The organism is Jeotgalibaca arthritidis (genome assembly GCF_011100465.1).
Lineage (GTDB): Bacteria > Bacillota > Bacilli > Lactobacillales > Aerococcaceae > Jeotgalibaca > Jeotgalibaca arthritidis.
Genome location: NZ_CP049740.1, coordinates 1,367,814 through 1,381,203, shown reverse-complemented (window position 1 = coordinate 1,381,203; position 13,390 = coordinate 1,367,814). Strand labels below are relative to the sequence as shown.

Below are 13,390 nucleotides of genomic sequence, written 5' to 3'. Positions count from 1 at the left end.
CTCTAGATCCCCTTCCGTTTCACAATCGAGAATGCTGCGTTGATAACAATAATAAAGATGAAGAGGACAACGGCAGTTGCAATCAATGCTTCACGGTGTTCACCCGCTGCATAAGCCATCTCCAATACAATATTCGTTGTCATCGTCCGAACACCGTGTGTCACACTCGTTGGGATACGTGGCTGATTTCCAGCTACAAGGATAACCGCCATTGTTTCACCAATTGCACGTCCAACTCCTAAAATAACAGCGGAAATAATACCTGATTTCGCTGCTGGAACCATTACACGAATAACAGAGCGCTCATGTGTTGCCCCTAACGCTACACTACCTTCGTAGTAGCTGTTAGGTACTGCACGAAGCGATGATTCAGATAGCCCAATAATAGTAGGAAGAATCATAATTCCCAGAAGAATAGAGGCTGTTAGGATATTCATCCCTGTACCGCCTACTAAATTCCGCATAAAGGGAACGATAAGACGCAATGCAAAGAAACCATAGACGATTGATGGAATAGCTGCCATCATATTAACGGCAGGCTTAACAAAACGATATAATTTAGGCGGACAGAACTTCGCCATAAAAATGGATGTAAAGACACCCGTAGGTACCCCAATTAAGATTGCCCCTAAAGTAATGACCAATGAACCAATAATCATCGGCAAAATACCATATTCCGGATTAGCATTCGATGGTGTCCATTTTGTTCCGAATAAAAAGTCCCCTATGCCATAGCGAACCATAAATGGCACGCCGCCTTCAAAAATAAAATAAAAAATAACAACAATAGAAATAACAGAGACAAACGCTGAAGCAATAAAAACCCACTTCATAAAACTTTCCCAAAAATATTTCTTCTTCATGACTTCCCCTCTCCTTCATAACCGGTTTCCCAAACCACAATTAACCACTTTTATCTCTTAATCTAAGTATACTATATCTCAAAAAAAGACCAGAATAATCTGGTCCTCTTCATTATCAATAACGAAGATCTTATTGTAGGTCTTCCCAGTTGGTAACTTCACCAGTAAAAATTTGTTTAACTTGTTCTAGCGTCAAGCCCTCAATACCATTGTTTTTGTTTACAACAACTGCAATCCCATCAACAGCGATAGCTTTCGACGTCAATTCAGCTTTTTCTTCATCTTTTAATTCACGAGATGCCATTCCAATATCAGCTGTACCATCAATTGCAGATGTCATACCTGCTGAAGAACCATTTGACGTAATGTCAATTTGTACTTCTGGATTTAACGCACGGTATTCCTCAGAAAGAACTTCCATTAATGGTGTTACTGAAGTTGAGCCAACAACTGCGATTGTTCCAGTTTGTGAGCCGTCACCTTCGTAAGCTGGCGCATCAACAACTGCTTCTACGTAGCCTTCTTCTAATGCTAGTTCTTGACCTTCAGCTGACATAATGAAATCAACGAAGTCTTGTGCAACTGCTTCAAGGTCTCCGCCCCAAGCAATATTGAAGTTACGTGCAATTGGGAATGAATTGTTTTGTACCGTTTCAGATGTTGGTTCAACACCATCAATCGCTACCCCTTTTACATTATCGTTTAATGATCCTAGTGAAATGTAACCAATCGCATTTGGATCTTGTGATACAGTTGAAATGACTCCTTCTGTACCATTTTGAATAACTGCCTCTACATAAGTATTATCAACATCATCTTCTAATACACCAGTAATCTCAGTAAATGCGCCTCTTGTTCCAGAACCGTCTTCACGAGAAACCACATTAATGGTACCTGTAGTTGCTTCTGATGCGCCATTATCGCTTGTTGCATCATCTCCGCCTGTTGCTGCTGGATCACACGCTGCCAATACTCCTACAGCACCTAATGAAAGAACTAATTTAGATAGACTTTTTAATTGCATTCTACTTACCATCCTTTTTGTTATGTCTTTAGCGATTTGCCATAACTCTATTCTATTCGTTCAATGTAAATTTAGTTAATGGTTTAATGTAAAGTTTTAGATTTAAAACAGCTATTTTTTAAAATAAAGAAAGCGTCATCATTTTTAACAATGTAAAAACCCTGTTAAGTTAAGCTTTTAACAGGGTTTTGTTTATGACATTGTAAATTTTATGTAAAGACTTTGTAAATGTAATTGTAAAGGAGAATGAATCCTTACAATTCTTCCACTACTTTTGGCAAATGAACAGTGAAGGTACTTCCTAAACCAAGCGTACTTTTTACGCTTATCGTCCCGCCCATATTTTGAACAAGATAGCGAACGATTGATAATCCTAAGCCGGTTCCACCGGAATTGCGACTGCGACCTTTATCAACTCTATAGAACCGCTCAAACAAACGCTCAATACTTTCTTCCGGAATACCAATACCCGTATCAGCGACATGGAAAACAATCTCATCTTCTGTTTCCTCTAGTAAAACTGAAATTTTACCACCTTTATCGGTATAGTTTACAGCATTGTAAATTAAATTATTCAAAATCTGCTCTAAACGACTTTGATCACCAATAAAGCGAATCGGATCTGCATTATTAGATAAAAGGCGCAGCTTCAATCCTTTCGCAGCTGCTTGCGGTTTAATAATTTTGAAACACGTTTCCACTGTCTCATTTAAACTAATCCATTCCCTTTTCATTGGCACTTGTTTTTGTTCAACTCGCGACAACTCTAGAATATCATTAACGAGAATTTCTAACCGTTTCGACTCTTTATAGATAATTTCTAAAAATTGACGCAAACGATCTGGATCATCCAGGGCACCATCTAAAAGAACTTCCGAGAATCCTTTTAGTGCTGTAACAGGCGTCCGTAGCTCGTGTGAGGCATTGGCAACAAAATCTGTTCTCACTTTCTCCAAACGTCTAATTTCTGTGATGTCATAAAGAAGCACAATCACTTGATTTCCCTTAGCGTCTGGTACCACCATAGTATTAACATCTAGTATCCGTTCGTTAGGGTAATAAATATAAATTTCTTCATTTCGATTTTTCTTTTTCTGAAAAGTTTGTTGGATAATTTGGACTAAACCGTAACTTTTAGACATTTCTAAAAATGAACGACCTAGTAAATTTTCATCAATTCCGAGAATTTGATAAACAGCTGGGTTCATCATTTCAATCCGTTGCTCACTGTCCAATAAGACTACTCCCACAATCAGACGGTCAAGCAAGGCTGATAGTCGTTCATTAGATTGGAGAATTGTTCTATTTTTTTCATCTAAACTATCGGCTAATTTATTCACAGTCTGACCTAGTGCCATAATTTCTGGATAGTCCATCCCTTTGTAATACTCACTGTAGTCACCTTCTGAAATATGGTTAATGACTGTTTCAATCTGCTTAAGGGGGCGAGAAACACGATTGGTTAAGTGAAGGGCAATAAAGCTCGCTAAGACAATCGAAACAAAACTAAAGATAAAAACAGACTGTGTCAGCTGATTCTCAAGTTGGTCCAATTCATCCAGCCGATGAGTAAGACGGAAAATCCCAATAAAATCACCACGACCATTGAACAGTGAGACTGCCACATGGTATTGACGCCTACCTGAATCATCCATTTGAATACCACTTGTCCCAATACGTTCGCCAGCTAAAACGTCTTCCATATCATTAGACTTCAAAACATTGTCATCTTGTTTGTCGGGATGAACTGCCGTCCCTTTCTCATCAAAAAAAGCAATCGTATCTTTTTCATCTAATAGAAAGGACATGGAAGGAAAATCTTCCACTGCAGTCATGACTGAACTCGTATGTTGTAAAATCCATTCATCTAGCAAAGAGCCTATATTTTTAGCGCGATTCTCAACATCTTCAATAATGGATGTTGTCGTTGCCGTCCGAACCAGTTGGTTCGTATAAATAACAACACCAATCGATAACAGAAGGAACAAGCCAATAAATAAGGCTAAAAATTGATTGGCAAATTTACGCATTACTTAGACTCCTCAAACTTATAGCCAAATCCGCGTACTGTTTTTATATAGTGTGGATTTTTAGTGTCCTCTTCAATTTTTTCACGTAAATGACTAATATGAACATCAACAATACGTGTCTCTCCTGCATAATCAAAATTCCAAATGGCATTCAGTAATTGCTCACGGCTTAAAATCCGGTTAGCGCGTTTTGCCATATATAATAATAATTCAAATTCTTTAGGTGTAATATCAATCGGTTCACCTTTGACATGCACTTCATACAGATCAGGAAAAATCACAACTTCCCCTATGACAATCTTTTCTTCTACAAACGCTGGCTCTTCTACAGTTTCTGTTTCTTTTTCAAAAGAAGGCTCGTCTTGTTGCAATCGACGTTCCGTTCTTCTAAAAATAGCCTTCATACGCGCAATAACTTCTCGCGGACTAAATGGCTTTGTCATATAGTCATCTGCACCGAGCTCTAAGCCGATAATTTTTTCTAGTTCATCGTCTTTAGCTGTCAGCATTAAAATCGGTGTTTCAATTTTTTCTCTTCTTAATCCTTTACAGATATCCATACCATCCATAGATGGCAGCATCAAATCTAAAATAATAAAATCAAACGGTTGACTTAAAGCTAAGTCATAGCCTTCTTTTCCATCAGAGGCTTGGATGACTTGGTAGCCTTCTTTTTCGAGGTTGTATGCCAGTAAAATTAAAATTGACGGTTCATCATCAACAATCAGTACTTTTTTCATCTTTTCCTCCAGGACTTTATTTTATTTGAGTGAGAGTTTTATGAAAATAGTCATACCCTCCTCAATCCACATTCATTCTATCACTGACCTTTCGAAATGGAAAGAATCTCTTTTTTTACAAAACAAAAACACCAGAAAGTTTTTTATCCTTTCTGGTGTTACTTATTGTGTATTAAACTTTTAAGAAACGTGACATCGATATGACTGAACCAAATGAACCGATGAATACTCCAATAGCAATCAGTGCCAACCCTGTGTAATAAATAAAGGACTCAGGAGATAATAAGGCGAAATTAGATCCGATTAGATAGTCTGTTCCAAGTTGATAAAGGAAACGATACATGAAAACCAATATTATGGTTGGAATTAACGATCCAATTAAACCGATAAATGATCCTTCAATTAAAATTGGCCAACGAATATAGCTATTCTTAGCTCCTACGAGACGCATAATTTCAATCTCTGTACTACGAGAGAAAATCGTAATTCGAATCGTATTTGAGATAAGGAAAACAGCAATGAGTAATAGACCGACAATAATGATAACGCCAATCGTTCTCATAGTTGAAATCGTATCAAACAGTTTTTCAGCTGTCGTTCCACCATATTCAACCTTCGCCACAAAGGTTAATTTCTCTGCCGCTTCAGCAACAGCACCGGTTTGATCTGGCATAGCTGTGCTTAAAATAAAGACATCATGCAAGGGATTATCATCTCCGCCAAAGAGATTGAACTCCTCACCGTAGCTCCCAATTAATTTATCCAATTCTTCATCACGTGTTGAATAGGTAATTGTTTCAATATTAGGAATTTTTTCCAATTCTGACCTTAAATGTTCACGGTCTGAGTCTTGTGCACCTAAATCAATAAAGACACGCACACTAACATCATTTTCAATATCAGTAGCTAATTTATTAACATTAAATAAAATCGCAACGAATGAGCCTACAAGCAATAATGTCATCGTAACAGCACTAATCGCTGCTAAGGTCATCCAACCATTACGAACTAGACTTTTACTTGCATCACGGATATGCCTCATCATTGTTCTAAATTTCATATCCGTATTCTCCTTCCTGCTGATCACGGACGATTCGGCCACTTTCGATGGCTAGAACGCGGTGTTTAATATCATTTACAATCTGACTATTATGTGTCGCCATCAAAATGGTTGTTCCTTGATTATTGATTTCTTCTAAAATAGCCATAATCTCCATTGACGTATCTGGGTCAAGGTTACCTGTTGGCTCATCAGCAATCAAAATGCCGGGCATATTAACAATCGCACGTGCAATCGCGATCCGTTGTTGTTCCCCACCTGATAATTCATTTGGGAACATACGCGCTTTATGTTTTAGTCGAACAAGATCTAATACTTCAAAGACACGTTTTTCAATTTGTTTTGGTGTTTTCTCAATAACTTCCATTGCGTAAGCAATATTTTCGAAAATAGTCAGTTTAGGTAGTAATTTAAAATCTTGGAAGACAACACCAACATAACGACGTAACATTGGTACATCACGCTCTTTTAGCTTGGTCACGTCAAATTTCCCAATTTTAACAATTCCTGATGTTGCCTTTACTTCACGGTACATCATTTTAATAAAGGTGGACTTTCCTGCCCCACTGGGACCTACTACATATACAAACTCACCTTGATTTATCTTAACATTTAAATTATTAACAGCCGTAATACCGTTCGGATATTTCTTTGAGACATTAAGCATCTCAATCATATTATCACCCATCTTTTTATATTTTTTAATATCTATTCATTTTTTCAATAGACTTTCTTTCTGAAAAAACCACAAACAGCTGAGTGTTTGCGGTAGATACGTTTTCTATGCTTGACTGCCTAATCATTATAGCATGGATATAAAGGATGTCTGTATTAGTTTCTTTACAGTTATATTTCAAAATGTGTCGGTTACCATCATCATATTTACTCACAATATCATAAATAGAAGGTTAGTCATCTGAAACCATGTTCATTTTTAAGTAAGCGTCGATAAAGCCATCTAAATCGCCATCAACAACAGCTTGAACATTTCCTGTTTCATAGTTTGTTCGGTGGTCCTTAACCATTGAATAAGGATGGAAGACATAAGAACGAATTTGAGAACCCCAACCGATTTCTTTCTGCTCACCACGAATAGCAGCTAACTCTTGCTCACGTTCCTCTTCTTGTTTTTGGAAGAGCTTTGCTTTCAGCATTCCCATCGCTGTATCACGGTTTTGGAATTGTGATCGCTGTGATTGACTTTGAACAACAATCCCACTTGGAATATGGGTAATTCGAATAGCTGAAGATGTTTTATTGATATGCTGACCACCAGCACCACTAGCACGGTAGGTATCAACACGGATGTCATCTGGATCAACTTCAATTTCAGCATTGTCTGCCGCAATTTCTGGCATAACATCAATCGAACAGAAGGATGTGTGACGACGTCCAGCTGAATCAAATGGTGAAATACGAACAAGGCGGTGAACGCCTCTTTCTGATCGCAAGTAGCCATAGGCATTTAACCCTTTTATCAATAGGGTTACACTCTTAATGCCCGCTTCATCACCCGCTTGATAGTCTAATGTTTCTACGCCAAAACCTTTAGCATCTGCCCAACGTGTGAACATTCTTAACAGAATACTGCCCCAGTCTTGCGATTCCGTCCCACCAGCACCAGGATGAATTTCTAAGATGGCGTTATTTTTATCATGCGGCCCATTTAGTAAGGTCGTTAATTCATAGTCCGATAGTAGCAGACTGTATTCTTCAACTCCCGCCTCTAGCTCTTCTTCAAAACCAGATTCTGGATCTTCCTTCATCATCTCATACATCATTTCTAAGTCTTCTTGCACGGTCGCTAGTTTTTGAAAAGTATGATAGACACCTTTCAATTGATTGGCTTCATTAATTGTCTCTTGAGCTTTTTCAGAATCATTCCAAAACTCTGGATCCAACATACGATCTTCATATTCAGCAATATCTGCTTCCAGTACCTCTAAGTCAAAGAGACCTCCTGAAGCTTGCGATTTTTCCTTCTGATTCTTCTAAAAATGATTTAATTTCACTTAATTCCATTATAGATCTCCCTTCTTGCATAAAAATGATGGGCGGAGAATGCCCCCGCCCATCATTTTTCATGCTTGCGACTCTTATAAGTCTTTACCATGACAATTCTTAAACTTTTTACCACTGCCACATGGACAAAGATCGTTACGTCCGACTTTATCGCTCGTTACAGCTGTTGGCGGTGTTGCTTGTTCTGTTTCAGTTTCTGCTTGATTAGCAGCTTCTTGTTGCTTTTTAGCAGCCATAGCCTTTTGTTGGGCAACTAACATTTGGCGCATTTGCATTGCTGCTAACTGAGCGCGTTTGACTTGCTCAATACGGTCAGCTGATCCTGCTTCACCTTCACGAGTTGGTCGAATTGTTGAGCCAGCTCCAACGGATTCGCGTTGTAAGTTTTGACGAACTTCAGATTTCATAATAATACGCGTTACATCATAATCCACAGATGCAATCATTTCTTGGAAACGATTATAGCCCTCTGTTTGATATTCTGTTAGCGGGTTATTTTGTGCATATGACCGCAGTCCAATTCCTTGGCGCAGTTCCTCCATGTTACTGATGTGTTCTGTCCACTTGTTATCAACGACACGCAAGATAACAACCTTTTGGAACTCTAACATTTGTTCGCTGCTTAGTTCTTTATCTTTTTCTTGGTAAACAGCTTTTGCTCGACTCGTTAAATCATCTTTAATCTCTGCTGCTGTTTTATTTTCTAGGTCTGAAATGCTAATTGTATCAGGATGAACCAATACATTTGCTGCAAAGTCTCGTATTGCTTTTAGATCCCAGTTTTCTTTCTCACCACTTGTGTGGTTATCTACTAAGCGCTCAATAGTGCGTGTAATCATATTCATTGTCACTTCATTAAGTGATTCTGTTTCCATAATCACTTCTAGACGTTGACCGTACATAATCTCACGTTGTTCACGCATAACCTCATCATACTCTAAAACGTTCTTACGTGTATCGTAGTTATTTCCTTCGACACGTTTTTGAGCAGATTCAACTTGGCGTGATAACATTTTACTTTGAATCGCTAAGTCGTCTTCTTCTTCTTCAACATTCAATTTGCTCCATACTTGTTGGATACGTTCTGAACCAAAGCGTCTCATCAAATCATCTTCAAGAGATAGGTAGAATTGTGTCTCACCCGGGTCTCCCTGACGACCAGAACGACCGCGTAACTGGTTATCAATACGTCGTGATTCATGACGCTCTGTACCAATAACAGCTAAACCGCCAGCTTCCTTTACACCTGGTCCTAATTTAATATCAGTCCCACGACCAGCCATGTTAGTGGCAATGGTAACAGCTCCTCTTTGTCCAGCATTCATAACGATTTCTGCTTCTCTAAAATGGTTTTTCGCATTCAAGACTTGGTGAGGAATACCTTCTTTTGTCAGCAAACTAGATAACAATTCTGATGTTTCAATCGCAACGGTACCCACAAGAATCGGTTGCCCTTTTTCATAGCGTTGTTTAATATCTGCCGTTACAGCGTTAAACTTACTCTTTAGACTTGGGTATAATAAATCAGCATTATCAATACGGATAATTGGCTTGTTTGTAGGCATAGCAACAACTTCCATATTGTAAATTTCACGGAATTCTTCTTCTTCTGTTTTAGCTGTACCCGTCATACCTGATAATTTTTTATACATACGGAAGTAGTTCTGGAACGTAATCGTCGCCATTGTGCGTGATTCATTTTGAATCTCAACATTTTCTTTGGCTTCAATAGCTTGGTGCAAACCATCTGAATAACGACGGCCTTCCATAATACGACCTGTAAACTGATCAACAATTTGGACTTTACCTTCATTAACTACATAGTCAACATCATGAATCATAATGTAGTTAGCACGCAAAGCTTGATCCAAATGGTGAACAAGACGCGTATTGGTCACATCATACAAGTTGTTCGCGTGGAATGTTTTTTCTGCCTTTTCAATTCCTTCGTCTGTTAAAGCAATCGATTTAGACGTTAAGTCAATAGTGTAATCTTCGTCTTCTTTAAGACCTTTAACAAAGAAATCCGCACGGTTATAGAGTGCTGTTGATTTTTCTGCTTGTCCAGAAATAATCAATGGTGTTCTTGCCTCATCAATTAAGATTGAGTCAACTTCATCGACAACTGCAAAGTTAAGTGGGCGTTGTACCATTTGATTACGGTAAACAACCATGTTGTCACGTAAATAGTCAAAGCCTAATTCATTATTAGTACTGTATGTAATATCACAGTTATAAGCTTCACGTTTTTCTTCTGAAGATTTGCCAGCCACGTTTAATCCAACTGTCAATCCTAAGAATCGGTACAATTCACCCATCTCTACCGCGTCACGGCTTGCCAAGTATTCGTTAACTGTTACAACGTGAACACCTTCGCCTGAAATAGCATTCAAGTATACGGGCATTGTTGCGGTTAATGTTTTACCTTCACCGGTTTTCATTTCAGAAATATTCCCTTTATGTAAGGTAATACCACCCATTAGCTGAACTTTATATGGATAAAGGCCTAATACGCGCTTTGCTGCTTCACGAACAACCGCAAATGCTTCGACTAATAAGTCATCAAGTGTTGCGCCTTTTTGGTAGCGTTCCTTGAATTCTGCTGTTTTCGCAGTCAATTCATCATCGCTTAATGCTTCCATTTGACTAGCTAGGGCAATGATTTTATCTGCTGTTTTTTCTAAGTTTTTTAGTTCTGCTTTATCGTTTTCGAAAAGACGTTTCATAAAATTGGCCATTCTAAATCTCCTCTAACATTTATTCTTGTTATATTCATTTGCCTCATGTTTAGTTTTCGTCGTAAACATGTATACAATCTCTGTATCTTGTTCATTTTACCATTAATGACTTCACTTTTGTATCATTTTCTTTAGTAGTTTTTATTTACGCCAATAAAAAAAGCAGACCAGATTATCTCTGGTCTGCTTTTTACAGTCTAGTTTACTTCGCCATCAGTTTCGATTAGCCCAAACTTGCCATCTTTACGACGGTAAACAATGCTCGTTCCGTTTGTATCAGCATCTTCGAAAATAAAGAAGTTGTGACCGAGCATGTTCATTTGAAGAACAGCTTCTTCACTGTCCATTGGCTTCAATGATAGACGTTTTGTACGGACAATTTCTAATTGGCCATTATTTTCCTCAACGTGCTCTTCTAAAGCTGAGATATCTGCCGTCATTTCAAATCCTTTTTCACGGGATTTACGGTTGATTTTTGTTTTATATTTGCGTACTTGTCTTTCTAACTTATCAACAACCAGATCAATGCTACCATAAAGATCAATGGAGGTCTCTTCGGCACGCAATACCAAGTAAGGAAGTGGGATAGTAACCTCTACTTTTGCTGTCTTATCAGAATAAACTTTCAAATTCACATGAGCGGTTGCTTCCGGAACGTTACTGAAATAACGTTCTAACTTACTTATTTTCTTTTCTGCGTATTCTCTTATAGCTTGTGTAACCTCGATATTTTCTCCTCGGACATTGTACTTAAACATAGCATTCTCTCCTTTCGTCTGATTCATCATCAGAAAAGACACTCTTATGGACCACTCATAAGAGTTCCTTTAACTATATTATAATGTAAGCGTTCCTATTTTACAATTGATTAAACAGATTTAACGTGCAATTGTTAAAGATTCAATTTTTTCTACACCTGCCTGATAAAGAATCGCCTTCGCATGAAGTAACGTTCTGCCGGTTGTGTAAATATCATCAAATAATAAGACTTTTCGAATGCCCTCTACCGAACGAGTACAGCTAAAGGGTTGCTCGGATTGCAGACGTTGCTGGCGGTTTTTTTGTGATTGCTTATCGCCTTCATAATGATTGTTCAGCAAAGATTGATAAGGAATTTTTGCAGCTTCTAGCAGCAGCTCTGACTGATTAAATCCCCTAGCTATATAGCTTTTTTCAGATATAGGCAGTGGTACAACTACATAATCTGAATAATCCTGATAAATCTCGGTTAGCTTTGCTTTGAAAACAAGCGCCAAACGACTATCCCCTTTTATTTTATAGTTATGGAGCCAATCTTTTAAGGCTTCGTTATAGAGATAACATGACTGATGCTGAATAAACTCTTCTGGGTAGCTCAACCGCCACTTCTGACAATCTTCACAAAATTGATCATCCTTTTGCAGTCGCGAGCAGCCCGGACAGGCTTTATTTTTTTCAATCGCTGTAAACGCTGATTGGCAACGATCGCAAACAATTATTGGACTGAATGGTTGAAAATTAACCATGTCCCACAAACTGATTCCCTGCCGTTGCGGTCGATTACACATCAAGCAATTCGCCATGGAGCAAGCCTCCTTTTCGTGCTCGCTGATTCATCCGTTTAATTTGTCTGCAGGCTCGCTTCATCGCTTTCGTATAACCATAATGAGCAAAACAAACAGACCCGCTTGGATAATCCCTGTGACGTCCAACACGGCCAGCAATTTGCACAAGTGACGATTCAGTAAAAACAGCATCTTCTGCCCCTAAGACCAAAACATCAATGTCACGAAAGGTAACGCCTCTTTCTAAAATAGTCGTAGATAATAAACAATTATAAGCTTCAGCACGCATCGCTTCTACTTTTTCAATTCGCTTGGGGTCTTCTGAAGAAACAGAAGCAAAGCGTTTGTCTGGGTAGGTCTCTTTCAACTGTTTTTCTAGTTCTAGCATCAGTTGAATATGCGGTAAAAATAAAATAAACCGTCTGCTACTTTTTAGATGACGATCAATCAACTTTAAACAGGATCCACCTTTCTTTTGACGGATCGCCTTACGCCAGTCTCCCACCCAGACGCACTGTGCTTCAACCAAGGGATAGCCGTGATAGCGGCCAGGTAAAATAGTCGCTGCTAGTTGCTTATTTTGAACCATTTTTTGCATTTTTTGAGGAGGTGTAGCAGTTAAATAGAGCAAACAACCGCTTGCTTTCACCGCTTTTTCTGTCGCAAAATTAAGCATAGCATTATTATAGTAAGGAAAAGAATCCACCTCATCAATGACTAGTAAATCAAAGGCAGACTGAAATCGTAACAATTGATGGGTTGTCGCAATGACAAATGGGCTGTATTGATAGTCTTCCTCGATTTGACCATGCAATAAGACAATCGGTATATAAGGAAAAGCTGCTTTAAATCGTGGATATAACTCAAGGCAAACATCAATACGTGGGGAGGCAATACACACTCGCCCTTTTTCTGTAAGACAACGGGCAATCACTTGAAAAATCATTTCTGTTTTGCCTGCACCTGCCACTGCCCAAATTAATCGTCGTTCCCTTTTATCATAACTCCTTAAACAATCAGCAGAGGCCCGTTCTTGCTCGGCCGATAAGCTTCCTTCCCATTTCAAAAGAGGTAAGTGGTCGATTACAAAATCATTTTTCTCCTCTAAACCGTATAAAAAACTGCACCGTTTAATCTTGCCCATAGCTAAGCATTGACTACAGTAAAAGCAATGATTACCACAATGACAGGGCCCTGATATTAGAAATTCTTGTTGATTTGTGCCACAACGTTGGCACTGCCAACCACTTGTTGTTTTTTGAAAAGCTGCTGTTTTAATTGCAATTTGATCAAGTATCACCTGATTTCCCTGCCATTCTGTTTGAAGAATCGCGCGTCCATATAGTTGCTGTTCCATGTAGATTCCCCC

The 13,390-nt window shown here is 38.6% G+C and carries 11 protein-coding genes; all 11 read right to left on the bottom strand.

The window, feature by feature from the left end; genetic code table 11:
- Positions 1 to 2 precede the first annotated feature (2 nt).
- Positions 3 to 863 (bottom strand): phosphate ABC transporter permease subunit PstC, encoded by an 861-nt coding sequence (gene pstC / locus G7057_RS07090; protein ID WP_166162333.1) that lies wholly within the window; start codon positions 861 to 863, stop codon positions 3 to 5.
- A gap of 130 nt (positions 864 to 993) precedes the next feature.
- Positions 994 to 1,887, bottom strand: coding sequence for a substrate-binding domain-containing protein (locus G7057_RS07085; protein ID WP_166162331.1), 894 nt, complete (start codon positions 1,885 to 1,887; stop codon positions 994 to 996).
- Positions 1,888 to 2,141: 254 nt separating this feature from the next.
- Positions 2,142 to 3,917: a two-component system histidine kinase PnpS gene (pnpS, locus tag G7057_RS07080; protein WP_227004566.1), complete on the bottom strand. Its 1,776-nt coding sequence runs from the start codon at positions 3,915 to 3,917 to the stop codon at positions 2,142 to 2,144.
- Positions 3,917 to 4,657 (bottom strand): response regulator transcription factor, encoded by a 741-nt coding sequence (locus tag G7057_RS07075; RefSeq protein ID WP_076767382.1) that lies wholly within the window; start codon positions 4,655 to 4,657, stop codon positions 3,917 to 3,919. The genes pnpS and G7057_RS07075 overlap by 1 nt, the downstream gene beginning before the upstream one ends.
- A 172-nt stretch (positions 4,658 to 4,829) precedes the next feature.
- Complete coding sequence (ftsX, locus tag G7057_RS07070; RefSeq protein ID WP_166162329.1) at positions 4,830 to 5,717, bottom strand: permease-like cell division protein FtsX; 888 nt, start codon at positions 5,715 to 5,717, stop codon at positions 4,830 to 4,832.
- Positions 5,707 to 6,393, bottom strand: a complete 687-nt coding sequence (ftsE, locus tag G7057_RS07065; RefSeq protein WP_076767386.1) for a cell division ATP-binding protein FtsE — start codon at positions 6,391 to 6,393, stop codon at positions 5,707 to 5,709. Before ftsE ends, ftsX begins: the two co-directional genes overlap by 11 nt.
- A 232-nt stretch (positions 6,394 to 6,625) precedes the next feature.
- Positions 6,626 to 7,739 (bottom strand): peptide chain release factor 2 gene (prfB, locus tag G7057_RS07060; protein ID WP_405002615.1). Its coding sequence is split into 2 segments (ribosomal slippage): positions 6,626 to 7,678 and positions 7,680 to 7,739, totalling 1,113 coding nucleotides; the frame shifts between segments, so codons are not numbered across the junction.
- Between the two features lie 74 nt (positions 7,740 to 7,813).
- A complete protein-coding gene (secA, locus tag G7057_RS07055; protein WP_166162327.1) occupies positions 7,814 to 10,477 on the bottom strand; it encodes a preprotein translocase subunit SecA in 2,664 nt (887 codons plus the stop codon).
- Positions 10,478 to 10,674: 197 nt separating this feature from the next.
- Positions 10,675 to 11,235: a ribosome hibernation-promoting factor, HPF/YfiA family gene (hpf, locus tag G7057_RS07050; RefSeq protein ID WP_166162325.1), complete on the bottom strand. Its 561-nt coding sequence runs from the start codon at positions 11,233 to 11,235 to the stop codon at positions 10,675 to 10,677.
- Positions 11,236 to 11,355: 120 nt separating this feature from the next.
- Positions 11,356 to 12,039 carry a ComF family protein gene (locus G7057_RS07045; RefSeq protein WP_166162323.1) on the bottom strand — a complete coding sequence of 228 codons (684 nt, stop codon included), beginning with the start codon at positions 12,037 to 12,039 and terminating at the stop codon, positions 11,356 to 11,358.
- On the bottom strand, positions 12,017 to 13,378 hold the full coding sequence (locus tag G7057_RS07040) for a DEAD/DEAH box helicase (RefSeq protein WP_166162321.1): 1,362 nt from the start codon (positions 13,376 to 13,378) through the stop codon (positions 12,017 to 12,019). Before G7057_RS07040 ends, G7057_RS07045 begins: the two co-directional genes overlap by 23 nt.
- Positions 13,379 to 13,390: the final 12 nt, after the last annotated feature.

Coding starts and splice junctions, on each gene's coding strand:
- pstC (WP_166162333.1), bottom strand. CDS start 863: ATGAAGAAGAAATATTTTTGGGAAAGTTTTATGAAGTGGGTTTTTATT.
- G7057_RS07085 (WP_166162331.1), bottom strand. CDS start 1,887: ATGCAATTAAAAAGTCTATCTAAATTAGTTCTTTCATTAGGTGCTGTA.
- pnpS (WP_227004566.1), bottom strand. CDS start 3,917: ATGCGTAAATTTGCCAATCAATTTTTAGCCTTATTTATTGGCTTGTTC.
- G7057_RS07075 (WP_076767382.1), bottom strand. CDS start 4,657: ATGAAAAAAGTACTGATTGTTGATGATGAACCGTCAATTTTAATTTTA.
- ftsX (WP_166162329.1), bottom strand. CDS start 5,717: ATGAAATTTAGAACAATGATGAGGCATATCCGTGATGCAAGTAAAAGT.
- ftsE (WP_076767386.1), bottom strand. CDS start 6,393: ATGATTGAGATGCTTAATGTCTCAAAGAAATATCCGAACGGTATTACG.
- secA (WP_166162327.1), bottom strand. CDS start 10,477: ATGGCCAATTTTATGAAACGTCTTTTCGAAAACGATAAAGCAGAACTA.
- hpf (WP_166162325.1), bottom strand. CDS start 11,235: ATGTTTAAGTACAATGTCCGAGGAGAAAATATCGAGGTTACACAAGCT.
- G7057_RS07045 (WP_166162323.1), bottom strand. CDS start 12,039: ATGGCGAATTGCTTGATGTGTAATCGACCGCAACGGCAGGGAATCAGT.
- G7057_RS07040 (WP_166162321.1), bottom strand. CDS start 13,378: ATGGAACAGCAACTATATGGACGCGCGATTCTTCAAACAGAATGGCAG.